Genomic DNA, 15,171 nt, shown 5'->3' with positions numbered 1-15,171 from the left:
ACCATGGACGTTTTATGTCCCAATTTATTGTATCCGCAAAGAAGCGGCGGCGATGCCGACGTATTCTTTGATGGCCAGACAGGAGTTAAATAAGTAAAAAGACTGGGGTACGACGGAGTACCCGGACCAGTTCGTCACAGCGCTCGTATGGTAATCACAGGGATACGGCGTCACATCGAGGCCTTCACGCGTAAAGAAGCGGACAGACCGGGGCATGTGGAAGGCACTGGTGACCAGGATGGGCTTCGTCCAGCCCTGGTGCTCGCAGATTTGCTTGGAAAAAGCGGCATTTTCTGCCGTGTTGCGGCTCTTGTCGTCCATGAAGATCTTATTTTCCGGCACGCCCAGGGAGAGGAGCATCCGCTTTTCGATTTCCGATTCATTGGCGTCGCCTTCGAGGATGGTCCCGCCCGATAAGAGGATGGGCAGATCCTTAGCCTTTTGCAGGCGCAGGGCCATGAGGAAACGGTTGGCTGCGGCGCTGCCGACCTGGCCGGTACCGTCGAAATCGGGGACGCCGGCCCGGGATCCGCCGCCGAGGAGGACGATGACATCGCCAGCGACAGCCGTCCCCTGCGGCTGGTCATAAGCCGTTTCCAAGGGATGGATGAGGCCGTTCGATACGGGCTCGATGGACAAAAGATAAAAGACAGCCGTAACGACAGCCAGCGCCCAGCGGCCGGGACTGTGTCTGCGAAACATATAATACAATAAGAGAATCAAAGCCAGGACAATGCCACCCATCGGCAGGATCCAGGCATAAAGCCATTTAATGATATATAATAACAAAATGAAGACATCCTTTCGTATAGTTAAGCCTCTCCTGCTAGGAGAGGTGGCCTGAAGGGCCGGAGAGGTTGCTTGTAAACCATAAATCACCACGACCGGCGAACTGCGGTCTGCGGCCTGCGAACTGCGGGCCGCCCTTTGGGCGGCCCCTACGCATATTATACCATAAACTTCATTGGCAAACGGTAAAATATGTGCTATACTTATTTTGAATCCCTGTAAAGGGAGATTCTATCCATGGGGATGTAAAGGTTTCGACGTGGATGGTTGTATCATGAATAGCGAGCCGGGGTTTCATCTGCCCGTAAATCGGTGAACCTTTTAAATTAAACGCAAAAGAAAACAATTTTGCTTTAGCTGCCTAAGTGCGGCTAACGTCTCCTGCTGCTAATCCTGCGGGCAGCTCGCAGACGTCACTTAGCGGGATACCACATGGCTCTGCCTGGTAGTCGTGTCGGGAAACTCACAGGCTGGAATCGTCTAGTTTGTCCTTGTACGAAAACGGTTTAAGATCCTAACAAGGTCTGCGCTCGGAGAAGTTCATGGGGCGGCATTTACGGACAGGAGTTCGACTCTCCTCATCTCCACCATGATAAAAAGGGCTTGTCGCACGACGACAAGCCCTTTTTGAGTTTGAAGTTTGAAGTTGAAAGTTTGATGTAGATGGGACAAAATTTAAAAGCCATCGCCTCAAACATTTAAGCAAAGGGGGGGCCTCGCATGATGGCAGAAACTTTCGTGCGACAGCGCTTTTTAAGTTGTTAGTGGTTAGTGGCTCCCTTGATAGGCCCTTTTTGGCCCGTCAGGGACTGACCGGAGAGAAAGACAGGACGGTTGCCAAAACGGAGAGCCTTGCTGGAGCTGTCAGCGCAGCTGACTGAGAGGTCAAACCTCTCCGGCCCTTTCGGGCCACCTCTCCTATGAGGAGAGGCTTTCAGATAGGAAATTTTAGAATAGACTATTGACAAATTGATGCACAGGGTCTATGATAAGGACCGTAAGTTAAACATCGATTTTATATTTTGACATTCGATGACGAGAAAGAGTACATTTTTGCGGAAGCGCACAGCGAGCCGGGTATGGTGAAAGCCGGTGGTGGAAGGAAAATGGAAAATCATCTCTGAGAATTGCAGTTGAAATGAGTAAACTGCACCGTCTGATCCACGTTACAGGAAACGCGTATGATAGTACGTTGAAAAGTGCCTTGCTTTTTTGGTGAGGAATATTGGGTGGTACCGCGGATATAAACTTCCGTCCCTTGTGGACGGGAGTTTTTTTATTTCATGTTTATCTTATGACTATATGACTCATAATAGGAGGAATTCATCATGGAAAACATCAATTTCGACAGTCTGAAACGACGGAGAGATCTTCGCATCATTTTACCGGTCTTTCTCGTCTCGATTATAGCCTGCATCGACCGCGTCAATATTTCCTACGCCAAACTGACCATGACCCAGACCCTGTCCTGGTTGTCGCCGGAAGTCTACGGTTTCGGCGCTGGCATCTTTTTCGCCGGCTACTTGCTCCTGGAAATCCCGGGTTCCCTGTTCGCCGCTAAGTTCTCGGCCTCGAAATGGATTTCCCGCATCATGTTCACTTGGGGCGCCGTCAGTCTGTGCATGGCCTTCGTCACGACGGAATGGCAGTTCTACCTGTGCCGCTTCCTATTAGGCGCATCGGAAGCCAGCCTCTACCCGGTCATCTACTCCCTCCTGTTCCCCCGCTGGTTCACAGCCTCTGAACGGGCCCGGGCTACGTCACTCATGTTGACGTCCCTGCTCCTTTCGACCATCATCGGCGCACCGATTGCCGGCGTTCTCCTGGAACATTCCTTCTTCGGCCTCTTAGGTTGGCAGGAATTGTTCATCCTGGAATCCATCCCGGCCCTCTGTTTCGCTTTCTATTTCTTCTTTGCCGTTAAAGACCGTCCCGACCAGGCCAGCTGGCTGACGGATGCTGAAAAAGAATACTTGACCACTATGTACCAGGAAGAACAGGCCAAGATGCAAAGCGTCAAGAAATACACGGTCTTCCAGGCTTTTACAGATGCTAAAGTCTTAAAGCTCTGCCTCATCTACTTCCTCTGGGTCGTCGGTTTCTGGGGCTTCTACTTCTGGATGCCGACCGTCCTCAAGAACCTCTCCGGCTGGTCCACGTCGCTCATCGGCGGAGCTATCGCTATCCCCATGATGGCAGCCCTCGTCGTCCAGCTGGTCATCGGCCATACGGCTACAGTTACAGGCGATAAAGTATGGCACGTCTTCGGCGCCCTCACCGTCGGTGCTATCGGCCTCGGCTTGTCGCCGTTCGCTCACAACATGGGCGTCGCCCTGTTCCTCATCTGCTTGTCGGCTATCGGCATCCATGCTTCCATGGGCGTATGGTGGACCATCCCGACGACCTTCCTTTCCGGCCCGGCCGCTGCCGGCTCCATCGCCCTCATCAACTCCTGCGGCAACCTGGGCGGCATGTTCGGACCGAACATGATGGCCTGGGTCCAGGCTGAAACGGGCAGCTTCGACATGGGCTACTATCTCATGGCCGCCTTCATGTTCTGCGCCGGCGTCCTGGTCCTGACCTTGAAATATAAAGTCAATGGCGCCACCAAAAAAGACGTTCTCCTCGATGCAAAGGCCACTGTCCAGCCTACAGCCGGGCATTAACGACATCTGTGATGTCACTGTAGGGGCCGTCCCAAAGGGCGGCCCGTTGTGGGAATCCCGTAAATCAGTGGCTAGTGGCTAGTGGCTAGTGGCTGGTGGTTCGTAGCCCACATTGTAGGAGCGCCACATGCGCGCCCCTATAGTTCATAAAAAGCACTGTCATAAAGACAGTGCTTTTTTAGTGAATCAGGCGGGCCGCCCTTTGGGCGGCCCCTACGAGCTACGAACCACGAATCACGAGCCACTAACCCCCCATCACTTTCAGTACTTCCCGGGCCAAGACGGCGTAGCCTTCGGCATTGGGATGGACGCCGTCGGCGTAGAGGTTACGGCCAGTCCGCCGTTTGGCATTGAACAGGGCTTCATAGAAGTCGATGATATGACAGCCCGTTTCTTTGCCATACGAAAGGAGCCATTGCCGATACTGACGCAGTTGGTCATTGTGTTTTTCTACGTCTCTGGCGTTCTGCCAACCGTACATGGCACTCTCCATCGTAGTCAGCGGCGGGATGCCCAGATATACTGGTTTTCCCTGGGCCTTGAACGTCGTGACGATATTCCGTATATTCCGGCAGATATTCTCCAAGTCCCCGTCGAGGAGAATGTCGTTGGATCCGCCCATGACGAAGAAGGCGTCATACCGGCTGAGGTCGAACTGATGGAGGCGATAGACCATGCCCGTCGTCGTATCGCCGCATTGACCTTCGTTGTCGATATGAATCAGACTTTTAGCCGAGACCAGGGCCGTCCAGCTTTGGTCAGGCTGGACGGCAAAACCATACGTCAGACTATCGCCCAAGCATAGGAGTTTCACGGCTGGACGGCTTTCTGGACAGCCGCTACGGCAACGTCCGTCGACAGCCACGGGGCATCGAAATGGCAGCCGGCTTTTTCCAGGTCCATCTGGCAGGCGAAGATTTTCGGGATGGCACTGGTACAAATATTATGGTCATACATATAGCGCAGCGTCGTTTCCACATCGGCATCGCTGAGGATGTGGCCGTGGTCGATGAGGACCAGCCGGTTGGCATAGGGCAGGGCCGCTTCCAGCGTATGTTCGATGACGACGATGGTATGGCCGTATTTGACGTTCAAATCGTGAATCAATTCATAGAATTCATGGGTTCCTTCCGGGTCCAGGGCCGACGTCGGTTCGTCGAAGACGAGGATATCCGGATTAGTCGCCAGGACGTCGGCGATGACCAGACGCTGGCGCTGACCGCCGGACAGTTTGGTGACCTGGCGGTGGCGGTACGGCGTCATGTTGACCTTTTCCAGGGCTTCCGTAATGGCCTGGCCTATTTTATCCGGTGCAACGCCTTGGTTTTCCAGGCTGAAGGCGATTTCTTCTTCGACGGTCATGGCAACAAGCTGGCTGTCGTAGTCATCGAGCATGGCGCCGACGCGGGTCGCCAACTGGGAAATGGTCGTCTGTGTCGTCGCCTGGCCGTCGACATAGACCATCCCTTTCATGACGCCGCCGAAATAATGCGGGATGGCACCGGTCATGGCCATGCACAGGGAGCTCTTGCCGCTGCCGCTTTCACCGGTAATGACCAGGAAGTCACCTTTATTTACGGTCATGGTGACATCATCCAGGACGGGTGTCTTCTGCTTATTATAGATGTACGACAAATGTTCCATGGAAATGAGGCCATCCTGGGTCGGCTTCAAATCATACATGCTGTGGTCCGACGTGACTTCCTGTTCTTCCAGGGAATCGAGGATGCCCCGGGAAACGAAGAGGCGCAGGGCCGGGAAATACATGAGCGGTGTGACAACGGCATTCAAGGCACCGATGACGACGACCAGGGGCAGCATGGCCGTAACATAGACGACCGTCGGCAAATTCATGACGAACTTCAGTATCGTGACGAAAGCGCCGCCGCTCATGCAGGTCGCTGCAAAACCGGTCAGGACGGGCAGGCACGAATGGCCTTTGAACTTGATGAAGGCCAGGTTCTTGACGATGAACGTACAAGTCAGGGCGCCGAGGGGTTCACTGATGAGGTTGCCGTAAGGGAAGCCCGACTTCGAGGTCAGGACGTTGACTAAAGCGGCGACTAAGCCGATGCCCAGCGCCTGCTTGTAGCTCGGCTTGGTCAGACAAATGGCAACGCAATAAGTGGCGATGGTCCAGTTCGGTGTAACGCCACCGACGCTCGGCGAGACGAGGTGTAAAATCGTACCGATGGCCAACATGAGCGTCGTAATGGTAATCCAGCGGAACTGGCCGCCTTGGCGATGATGGAATTCTAATTTGGAAATATCTGCCACAGTTTTCATCGTGTTCCCCTCCTAAACCAAACCTTGCAAGCGCAAGTAGACGACAAAGCAGCTCAAAGCCAGCATGATGACGATGCCCACATAATCCCGGCCTTTCGGACGGACATTGCTCATGAAGCTGTGTTCATTGCTGCCGAAGCCGCGCAGTTCCAGGCTGAGGGCCATCGTTTCCGACCGGCCTAACGATTTGAGCATCAGCGGCTGGACGACGCTCATATAATTGATGACTTTCTTAAAGACATTGCCCTTCGTCGACAACCCCCGGCAGGCCTGAGCTTCCTGGACGGCCTTGCTTTCAGCGATGAAATCCGGCACGAAGCGCAAAGCCGCCGTGAACATGAAGGCATATTCATAAGGAATCTTGATCTGCTTTACCAGGGCCGCCGTCAAATCCTGCAGGCGCGTCGTCGTCAACAAGATGATGAAGACAATCGTCATGGCCAGCATGCGCAGGCCCGTCACATAAGCCGATTCTAACGATCCGCCGCCCAGGAGCTGGACGACAGCCAGGAAAACGGCAAAGACGGCCAGGCTGAAGACGGCCTTGATATTGCGCGCCAAGCTGCCGCATAAGCCTAAGAGAATGAGTTCGATAACGACTAAAATCACTAAGGGCAAGGTCGTATGCATGACCAGGGCCCAGAAAGAAAAGGCAAAGGTGCCAATCAATTTTGTAACAGGAACCAGGTTCTTCATCATTTGCGGGTACCTCCCATCCGTTCCAGCATGGCTGCTGTGAATTCTTTCATCGACTTACAGTAAGGAAAATCCGGGATTGCCAGGGACAAGGTAACGGCGTCGGGCCGACTCAATCCCAGGTCATATAAATCGTCGCGCTGCGTGAACAATTCCTGCGGCGTCCCATCAAAGGCTTTCGTATGATTGCCGATGACCAGGACGCGCTGGCAGTATTCGGCGAAGATATCCATATCATGGCTGATGATGAGGATAGTCATCCCCTTTTTATTGAGGTCCGTCAGCAAGGCCATGAGCTGGTCCTTGTCTTCACTATCCTGGCCGCTCGTCGGTTCGTCGAGGACGATGTATTTCGTATGCATGGCGATGGCCGAAGCGATGGCGACGCGCTGCTTTTCCCCGCGGTTCAAGTTAGGCGGATAAGCTTCCGAAAGTTCCGTCAGTTCCGTCGCAGCTAAGGCTTCGTCGACGGCCTGGCGGATTTCATCGCGGCTCATGCCCAGCTGCTGCGGCCCGTAGGCCACTTCTTCGCGGACCGTCGGCCGGAACATCTGCCGTTCTGGCCGCTGGAAGACGTAGCCTATGAAATGGCTGCGTACCGACGCATCGTCGTTGTTGATGACCTTTCCGTCATAGAGAATCTCCCCGGATACGGGCTTTTCCAATCCCATGAGCAGGCGCGTCACCGTCGTCTTGCCGCAGCCGTTGCGGCCGCCGAGGCCGATAAATTCGCCCTCACCGATTTTTACATTTATGTGTTCCAATACGGGTACGCCGTTGCCGTAGTTGAAACTGACATCTTTCATTTCCAGCATCTTTCTCTCCCCTTCTGTCTGAAGACAACAAAAAACCTTCCGTCCCTATACAGGGACGAAAGGTTCGATTTCTTCCGCGGTGCCACCCAGATTGACTCAGTGAGTCCAGCTCTACATGTACGGCCCATAGCGATACACGTTTCTTTGATAGCGGTGGAAATACACCGTCGCACCCTACTGGTCACCGTTCAGGCCGCATCTCCCGAATCCATTCTATCCGCCGGTCCGTGCCGAACTCCCACTGCCATCGGCTCGCTGGAACTGCCACATCAGATATACTCGTTTCGTTCATCGACAAATCCATTTAGATTTTGCTTTATTATATACTTGTCAGGCGCTCATTGTCAAGCCTTACACCGCTTATTCAGCCGGTTCAATCGTACCGTTGTACTTGTCGGCAATGAATTTCTTGACGCCATCGGAATGGAAGATTTCAGCAATCTTCTTGTATGTCGGATTATCCTTATCTTGAGCTCGGACAGCCAGGACCATGACGGCCAGCGGTTCGTCTTTCGGTTCCAAGAAGATGCCCTGTTCCTTGACGTTAAGGCCGGCGCTCATGACGTAGTTCATAGTAATGACAGCCGCATCGACGTCACCGAGGCTGCGCGGCAGCTGGGCCGCTTCGATTTCTTTGAACTGGAAATGCTTGGGATTATCGACGACATCAGCCGGCGTAGCCTTGAATCCTACGCCCTCTTTAAGTTTCAGCAGCCCTGCGCGCTGAAGGAGCGCCAAGCCGCGGCCGCCGTTAGTCGGGTCATTGGGGATAGCAATGACAGCTCCGTCGGGCAAAGCGTCGACACTCTTATATTTATCGCTGTAAATCCCCATGCGCATGAGGATCGTGTTGCCAATAGGTACTAAATCCGTACCATTCTGCTTATTGAAATTATCCAGGAATGGCTTATGCTGGTAGCTGACCAAGTCAATATCTCCATCAGCCAGGGCCTTGTCCGGCGTAATGTAGTCGGAAAATTCGACGACTTTGATGTGAATCCCCTGTTTTTCTGCTTCCTTAGCCACGGCTTCGACGACTTCAGCATGAGGACCCGCTGTGGCTCCGATCTTGATTTCCTTGTCGCTGCTGCCGGCACTCTGGCCATTATCCCCCTGACCGCCGCAACCGGCAAGGCCGACAGCCAATACGGCTAATAAGGCAAGCGGTAAAAATTTCTTTTTCCATTGAATCATAACTGATTCCCCCTCTTTAGATTGTTGTCTAAATACTACGCTTTTAGTATAGTTTTGTCAATGCCCTTAAGATAGACCTTGACAAATAGCCTATCCATGATAAACTAAGAATCAAGACAACTTTAGAACGACATTTATCCAGAGTGGTGGAGGGACTGGCCCTATGAAGCCCGGCAACCGATAACGACGGTGCCAATTCCTGCGGATTATTCCGAGAGATAAAGAATCAGCCATCAAACCTCTTTCTCTTTCGGAAAGAGGTCTTTTTTATCTTTTCCCGCCAGAAGACTCCCACCTCTTAGGTGGGGGATGAATGGCGGTGCTTGAGTGGGTCCAAGGCCCGTAAAAAGCACAAAAACGCTGTAACTCATCTTAAAAATCATCACTATTTCCCACATAATAATCATATAATAAAAAAGGAGGTGAAAAATGTGTATCTTACTCAATCAAATGTCATCAGAAATCTTTCCAAAGAAGAATATGCCATGCTGCGGGAGATGTGCCAATACAGCAACAACCTCTACAACGTGGCTCTCTACAACATCAGGCAATACTATTTCCAAGAGAAGAAGTTCTTGAAATACGAAGAAAATTACCATGTCTGCAAGGAAAACGAAAACTACGGTCTGTTGCAGGCTGGCGTGTCTCAGCAGATATTGAAGGTGGCTGACCGCAGTTTCAAGTCATTCTTCAATCTCATAAAAAAGGCAAAATCAGGAGAATATCGCTTCAAGGACATCAAAATGCCTCACTATCGGGAAAAAGGCGGCATGTTCAACCTGATTCTCTCCACGAACGCCATAAACGTAAAAGATGGATTCTTGACGATCCCCATGAGTCGGGGATTTTCTAAACGGCATGGCCGTAAGCCAATCAAAATCCCTTTCCCTGCAAGACTGAAAGAGAAAACCATCAAGGAAGTCCGTATCTGTCCCATATATAATGGCAGATACTTCAAAATCCAGTATTACTATCTTCAGGAGAAAGAACCTCAAGACGTTTCACCGGACAATGTCCTTGCTATCGACATCGGTCTTGAAAATCTGGCAACTTGCGTGACCAACACCGGGACGGCGTTCATCATGGACGGGCGTAAACTTAAATCAATCAACCAGTATTGGAACAAGCAGAAAGCCTACTATCAGGGGATTGCCGACAAACAAGGACAGAAGAAAACGCACAGGCTCTATGCCTTAGCAAGAAAACGTAATAATCGGACACAGGACTACCTCCGCAAGGTTGCCCGCTATATCATCAACTACTGTATCGAACACCGTATCGGAACCATCGTCTGTGGTTATAACGGTGACTTTAAACGTAGTATCGACCTGGGTAGGATAACCAACCAGCAGTTTACGCAAATCAGTTTCGGTAATCTGCGTGAAACACTGGAAGGACTTTGCGAGCGTTACGGTATGCGATATATCGAACAGGAAGAATCTTACACTTCTCAAGCAAGTTGCTTGGATTTAGACGATATTCCTGTCTATAATCCTGAACAGCCGTATACTGGCACGTTCAGTGGGAAGCGTATCCACCGTGGCTTGTACCAGTTCGCCGATGGCAGGATGGCCAACGCGGATGTGAATGGAGCATACAACATACTCCGTAAAAGTAAGCAGAACTTCGATTTCGAGGGACTGTGTAAGGGGCTTTTGGACAGCCCTTTGAGAATAAGGATATCCTGACAGCTAACTCCTTTGGAATAGGCTGTCAGGCGTTAGTCCATGTATCAAATTTCTCAAGAATCTCCCGCTTCTATAAGCGGGAGAGGTTCAAGGATAATGACGGAACAGAAAAGTCTATACTACATCATTAGGAGGAATCTTTATGAAAAATCTCAAGAAACTTTCCATTCTCGCCGCTTCAGCCCTGCTGGCCATCGCCGTCCTGGCTGCCGGCTGCGGCAGTGATTCCGCTTCCAGCGGCTCGTCTTCCAAGAACACGACAGTCACCGTCGGCGCCACGCCCGTACCGCACGGTGAAATCCTGAATGAAGTCAAACCGCTCCTGGCCAAAGAAGGGGTCGACCTGAAAGTCGTCGAATTCACGGACTATGTCAAACCGAACCTGGCCCTGAACGATAAGGAAATCGACGCCAACTTCTTCCAGCATTCACCGTACCTCGACAAATTCAATAGCGAACACGGCACAAAATTGAAAGCCATCGCTAAGATCCACGTCGAACCAATGGGCATTTATTCCCATAAAGTCAAGGACTTGAAAGACGTCGCTGACGGCGCCAAAGTCGCCATCCCCAATGACCCGACCAACGGCGGCCGCGCCCTCCTCATCTTGCAGAGTGCCGGCCTCATCGGCTTGAAAGATGGCGGTAACATCACGTCGACCGTACAGGACGTCGAAAAGAACGATAAACACCTCCAGTTCGTCGAACTCGAAGCCGCTCAGATTCCCCGTTCCATCGATGACGTAGACATCGCCTTGATCAATACCAACTTTGCTATGGAAGCCGGTCTCAATCCGCTGAAAGACGCGCTCTTCCTGGAACCGAAGGATTCGCCGTATGCCAACGTCCTCGTCATCCGCGAAGGTGATGAAAACCGTCCGGAAATCCAGAAACTCGTCAAAGCCCTCCAGTCTCCGGAAATCAAGAAATTCATCGAAGACAAATACCAGGGTGCTATCCTGCCGAGCTTCTAACAGCTGGACATTGACTTCGTTATCCCATATAATGAAAGTATCCGAAAAGGGCTGTCGCGCTCGCGGCGGTCCTTTTGTTTACAATGATTATTGTCTGGAAGGCTCCCCTAATAGGGGAGCTGTCAGCGCAGCTGACTGAGGGGTTGCTTTTCATCATGCAGTCCACGGAATTCTGTAAAATCAAGGGGGAAACAATATATGCATACGAACGAGCTTTTTGCCAAAAAAACGGTCTTTTCTTTTGAAGTCTTTCCGCCGAAGAAGGATATTCCCATCGAAACGGTCTATCCGACGCTGGAAGAACTGAGCAAACTCCATCCGGACTTCATCAGCGTCACCTGCGGCGCCGGCGGTACCGGCGGCAACCGCACGGTCGAAGTCGCCAGCCGCATCAAAGCCCTGGGCTGCGAAACAGCCGCTCACATGCCCTGCATCTACCTGACGAAAGAAGCAGCCTTGCAGGACCTGAAAGAACTGAAAGAAGCCGGCATCGAAAACATCCTGGCCCTGCGTGGCGATGAAGTCCCGGGCCGCGAACGGGCGCACGACTTCGAACACGCCAGCGACCTTGTGGCCTTCATCAAAGAACAAGCGCCGGAATTCAACGTCATCGGCGCCTGCTACCCTGAAGGGCATACCGAAGCTAAGACCCTGGCCGCCGACATCCGCAACTTGAAGACCAAAGTCGACGCCGGCGCTAGCGAACTCATTTCCCAGCTCTTCTTCGACAACGCCCTTTTCTACCGCTTCCTCGAACGTTGTGAAATTGCCGGTATCAATGTTCCCATCGAAGCCGGCATCATGCCCGTCACTAACAAAGCTCAAATCGAACGCATGGTCACCATGTGCGGCGCCACGCTCCCCATCAAATTCCAGCGGGCCATTGCCAAATACGGTGACACTCCCGAATCCATGCGCGATATCGGCATCGCCTACGCCGTCGACCAGATTGCCGATCTCCTGGCTAACGGCGTAGACGGCATCCACGTCTACACCATGAATAACCCGTATATCGCAAAAAAAATCGCCGAAGCTGTCAAGACATTGTTGTAGAGGGCATCGTTCATCGTAGGCCGTTCGTCGTTCATCGTAGGGGCCGCCATAACGGCGGCCCACAGTTCGTTCATCGTAAAAAACACACGAAAAGGGATTGTACATGATGGCAAACGTCATCATGTACAATCCCTTTTGTCATAAATTCAGGCTATACACAAAATTCACGCGGGTCGCCCACATGGCGACCCCTACGCTGTTTGGGGACAATTCCCATTTGACATAAAAAAGTATTTGCAGGAATCCCGTATTCGATGTAGGGGCTCGCACGTGGCGAGCCCGTTACGCATTTGACGAGATTTCGTACCGCACTATTCCTTCAGCACATACCCATAAGCGTGGATGCGGCCGTCGTCTTCTTTTTCCAGGTAGACGCCCTGGATTTCCGAGGCGAAACCTGGCAATTCATTGAGGCCTTCTTCCAATGCCTTGAAGTACTGGACGGCCGTATGGGACCAGCGTTCACCCGGGACGACGCAGAGGACGCCCGGCGGATAGGGCAGGGCCCCTTCGAGGGCGATACGGCCTTCGATTTCATCGAGGGGCACGAGTTCGCCCTGGCCACGGATAAAGGCGTATTGCGCTTCCTGGGCATTCATGGCGTATTCCGGGAAGTATTGGCGGCGGAAAAGTTTCTTCTGCAGGTCCTTGACGTTCCGTACCTTATAGAAATCGTGCATTTCCTGGCAAAGCTGGCGGATTGTATAGCCTGCATAGCGGTCCGGATGCGAGTTGTAGACGCCGAGAAGGACTTCCTGCATGGGGACGTCATGGTCGACGAAGCGTTCGAAGCGGACCAGCTGGGATACGAGGAGGCGCATCTTATTCTTATTTTCAGCCGGTGTCAGCAAGAAAAGGATTGAGTTCAAATCGCATTTTTCCGGAATGACGCCGTTGCCGCGCAGATACGTCGCCAAGATATTGGCATGGATGCCGAAATCCTCGTACTGTCCCGATTCGGCGTTGATGCCTGGCGTCGTCAAGAGGAGCTTGCACGGGTCGACGAGATATTGTCCCGGCCCGTAGCCTTCGAAGGCATGCCATTTGGCGTCCGGTTCAAAGGTGAAATAAGCCAGGTCATTGGCCATGTCATCGGTATTGCCATCCTGCCAGGGTTTGCCGTGGACCGTCGGCGCTACGAAAGGCCGGATATAATGGCAGCGGCGCAGGATATCCTTGCGGGCTTCGATACCCATTTTCACACAGTCCATCCACATCTTGCGGCCAGCCGCACCGGCATGGATTTTGGCATTGACGGCAATCGTTGCGAACATAGGATAAAAAGGACTCGTCGAGGCGTTGGCCATGAAGGCGTTGTTGAAAGTCTTGTGGTTACAGTAGCGTGACTGGTTATGGATATGATTATCCTTTTTGTGAATCTGCGAAGCCTGAGAAAAACCGGCCTGCTGCTTATGGACCGACTGGACGACCATGATTCCCGGGTCATCTTCATGCAAATCGAGGAGCAGCGGCGAGCAGTCCTTGAGCATAGGAATGAATTGTTCATAGCCGACCCAGGCCGAATCAAAGAGGATATAATCGCAGAGATGACCGATACGGTCGACGACATAGCGGGCATTATACAGCGTCCCGTCATAAGTACCGAGCTGGATAACAGCCAGGCGGAAAGGTCGTTGGGCCTTAGCTTTTTCCGGATCCCGTTCGGCTGCCAATTGGCGCAGATACGTTTCATCGAAGCAATGGGCGTCAATGCCGCCGATAAAACCATAGGGATTGCGGGCCGTTTCCAAATAAACCGGCGTCGCCCCGGCCTGGATGAGGGCCCCGAGGGCCACGGACTTGTGATTGTTGCGGTCATAAAGGACCAGGTCCCCTGGCGTCAAAAGGGCGTTGGTGACGACCTTATTAGACGACGAAGACCCATTGAGGACGAAATAAGTCTTGTCTGCATGGAAGACTTGGGCTGCAAAATCCTGGGCTTCCAAGGCCGGCCCTTCGTGAATGAGCAAATCACCAAGGGTTACATCGGCATTGCAGATATCGGATTGAAAAATATGAGGTCCATAAAAATCATAAAGATAGCGTCCTGCCGGATGCTTCTTGAAAAACAGGCCATCTTGGTGGCCCGGGCAGTCAAAAGGCGTATTCTTTTCACTGACATAATCGACGAGGTCGGCAAAAAACGGCGGCAGCACAGCATGTTCATAACGGCTGGCCAACCGTTCGGCTGTCGAAATGCAGCGGCTCTTATTGACCATTTCTTCCGTAAAGACGACATCGACTTTATCAATATATTGGTCCGGCATCTTCTCGCCGCCCGGCATGATGACCATGATGGGAATTCCGAATCCCGTTTCATCGATCTTGTCGATGTAGGCAAAATCCTGGTCCGAAATAACCGCTACGGCCACATCGGTGAAATCCGTCTGCTCAATAGGAACGATTTCCCGGTCGCTGTCAACGAAATAATACTGTACATCAAAGCTGTAAGCTATCTTCAAATGTTTCATATTCTTCTCTCCCTATCCTCTTCCTTTGCATTGATATTGTAAAATAGTACAGCCCTATTGTACGCAATTCCCCCATGAATAGCAAGAAAAATATTTCGCAAATAGTATGTTGGGCCCTGACGGCCCCGCCGGTCGCAGGCTGCAGTTCGCAGGCCGCCTCGGACTCAGATGCCGCTATGCGGCAACAGGCTCAGAATGACGACATCGCCTCGAGTGACCCTCGGCTCGTGGAAAAAATCGTGGCTCGTGGTTCGTTGTTCGTGGCTCGTGGCTCGTAAAAGCCTGCCATTATACTCGAATGGGCTGTGGTCGAATATCACAACGGGACGCCCTTTGGGCGTCCCCTACGCATACGGCCACAGGCCGTGTTTTTTTTGTGCCCTGTAACTGCGTTCATTCCCATCGCCTGTATGCGATTTCGTAGGGGACGTCCCGGAGGATATTTCGGAGGGCGTCCCGCTACGCGCTGAGAGTTTCCCGAAGCGTCGTTGTTAATTTGAGCCTGTCGCGGCGGAACGCCGCATCTGAGTCCGAGGAAAG

Annotated in this window: 11 protein-coding genes, 1 other RNA gene, 1 riboswitch and 1 other annotated feature; of the genes, 5 read left to right on the top strand and 7 right to left on the bottom strand. The window is 52.3% G+C overall.

What is annotated here, in order from left to right; translation table 11 throughout:
• Positions 1-24: 24 nt before the first annotated feature.
• A complete protein-coding gene (locus tag C6362_RS05920; RefSeq protein ID WP_014015825.1) occupies positions 25-789 on the bottom strand; it encodes a YdcF family protein in 765 nt (254 codons plus the stop codon).
• Positions 790-1,028: 239 nt separating this feature from the next.
• Here C6362_RS05920 and ssrA point away from each other — a divergent pair.
• Together ssrA and C6362_RS05910 are read left to right on the top strand one after the other, a co-directional pair.
• Positions 1,029-1,379, top strand: a transfer-messenger RNA (tmRNA) gene (gene ssrA / locus C6362_RS05915).
• 433 nt (positions 1,380-1,812) lie between these two features.
• Positions 1,813-2,051, top strand: a binding site (T-box leader).
• A 66-nt stretch (positions 2,052-2,117) separates the two neighbouring features.
• Positions 2,118-3,455: an MFS transporter gene (locus C6362_RS05910; protein WP_014015824.1), complete on the top strand. Its 1,338-nt coding sequence runs from the start codon at positions 2,118-2,120 to the stop codon at positions 3,453-3,455.
• Positions 3,456-3,699: 244 nt separating this feature from the next.
• On the opposite strand, the gene C6362_RS05905 is transcribed toward C6362_RS05910, so the two are convergent.
• The 5 genes from C6362_RS05905 to C6362_RS05885 form a co-directional block, all read right to left on the bottom strand.
• Positions 3,700-4,269 (bottom strand): GDSL-type esterase/lipase family protein, encoded by a 570-nt coding sequence (locus tag C6362_RS05905; protein ID WP_014015823.1) that lies wholly within the window; start codon positions 4,267-4,269, stop codon positions 3,700-3,702.
• On the bottom strand, positions 4,266-5,741 hold the full coding sequence (locus C6362_RS05900; protein WP_014015822.1) for a tryptophan transporter: 1,476 nt from the start codon (positions 5,739-5,741) through the stop codon (positions 4,266-4,268). The genes C6362_RS05905 and C6362_RS05900 overlap by 4 nt, the downstream gene beginning before the upstream one ends.
• A gap of 12 nt (positions 5,742-5,753) precedes the next feature.
• Complete coding sequence (locus tag C6362_RS05895) at positions 5,754-6,437, bottom strand: energy-coupling factor transporter transmembrane component T family protein (RefSeq protein ID WP_041647453.1); 684 nt, start codon at positions 6,435-6,437, stop codon at positions 5,754-5,756.
• Positions 6,437-7,252, bottom strand: a complete 816-nt coding sequence (locus tag C6362_RS05890) for an energy-coupling factor ABC transporter ATP-binding protein (protein WP_014015820.1) — start codon at positions 7,250-7,252, stop codon at positions 6,437-6,439. Before C6362_RS05890 ends, C6362_RS05895 begins: the two co-directional genes overlap by 1 nt.
• Before the next feature lie 360 nt (positions 7,253-7,612).
• Complete coding sequence (locus C6362_RS05885) at positions 7,613-8,446, bottom strand: MetQ/NlpA family ABC transporter substrate-binding protein (protein ID WP_014015819.1); 834 nt, start codon at positions 8,444-8,446, stop codon at positions 7,613-7,615.
• 131 nt (positions 8,447-8,577) lie between these two features.
• Positions 8,578-8,671: riboswitch (SAM riboswitch) on the top strand.
• A gap of 206 nt (positions 8,672-8,877) precedes the next feature.
• On the opposite strand from C6362_RS05885, the gene C6362_RS05880 reads away from it, so the two are divergent.
• The 3 genes from C6362_RS05880 (at position 8,878) to metF (ending at position 12,160) form a co-directional block, all read left to right on the top strand.
• A complete protein-coding gene (locus C6362_RS05880) occupies positions 8,878-10,134 on the top strand; it encodes an RNA-guided endonuclease InsQ/TnpB family protein (RefSeq protein WP_106699288.1) in 1,257 nt (418 codons plus the stop codon).
• A 142-nt stretch (positions 10,135-10,276) separates the two neighbouring features.
• Positions 10,277-11,107 carry a MetQ/NlpA family ABC transporter substrate-binding protein gene (locus C6362_RS05875; RefSeq protein ID WP_014015817.1) on the top strand — a complete coding sequence of 277 codons (831 nt, stop codon included), beginning with the start codon at positions 10,277-10,279 and terminating at the stop codon, positions 11,105-11,107.
• A 198-nt stretch (positions 11,108-11,305) separates the two neighbouring features.
• Positions 11,306-12,160: a methylenetetrahydrofolate reductase [NAD(P)H] gene (metF, locus tag C6362_RS05870; RefSeq protein WP_014015816.1), complete on the top strand. Its 855-nt coding sequence runs from the start codon at positions 11,306-11,308 to the stop codon at positions 12,158-12,160.
• A 311-nt stretch (positions 12,161-12,471) separates the two neighbouring features.
• On the opposite strand, the gene speC is transcribed toward metF, so the two are convergent.
• On the bottom strand, positions 12,472-14,631 hold the full coding sequence (speC, locus tag C6362_RS05865; protein WP_014015815.1) for an ornithine decarboxylase: 2,160 nt from the start codon (positions 14,629-14,631) through the stop codon (positions 12,472-12,474).
• Positions 14,632-15,171: the final 540 nt, after the last annotated feature.

The organism is Megasphaera elsdenii DSM 20460 (genome assembly GCF_003010495.1).
GTDB classification, from domain to species: Bacteria; Bacillota; Negativicutes; order Veillonellales; family Megasphaeraceae; genus Megasphaera; species Megasphaera elsdenii.
Note: the sequence above shows the minus strand (reverse complement) of the source record. Positions and strands in the feature narration are given on the sequence as shown.